2 rRNA genes are annotated in these 367 nt (G+C 50.7%); both read left to right on the forward strand.

Annotation, left to right across the window (positions count from 1 at the left end):
- Positions 1 to 108 (forward strand): 23S ribosomal RNA (locus KW841_RS29450); the annotation flags it as partial.
- 164 nt (positions 109 to 272) lie between these two features.
- Positions 273 to 367 (forward strand): 5S ribosomal RNA (gene rrf, locus KW841_RS29455); the annotation flags it as partial.

The following is a 367-nucleotide window of genomic DNA, read 5'->3' on the forward strand; positions in this document are numbered from 1 at the left end:
TTGAGTTCCCTGAAGGGCCGTCGAAGACTACGACGTTGATAGGTTGGGTGTGTAAGCGCTGTGAGGCGTTGAGCTAACCAATACTAATTGCCCGTGAGGCTTGACCATATAACACCCAAGCAATTTGACTGCTCCTGAATAAAGAGAAGAGCCAGATTGCGGTGTGTGAAGACGAAACGAACCGAAAGTTCGAGATGCTCACAAAACACCAGCTGTCACATACCCAATTTGCTGAAGCGCGGCCAACTGGCCACGATTCGGTACCCGAATTTCTTGACGACCATAGAGCGTTGGAACCACCTGATCCCATCCCGAACTCAGAAGTGAAACGATGCATCGCCGATGGTAGTGTGGGGTTTCCCCATGT

Source organism: Pseudomonas sp. PDM28 (assembly GCF_019219115.1).
GTDB classification, from domain to species: domain Bacteria; phylum Pseudomonadota; class Gammaproteobacteria; order Pseudomonadales; family Pseudomonadaceae; genus Aquipseudomonas; species Aquipseudomonas laurylsulfatiphila.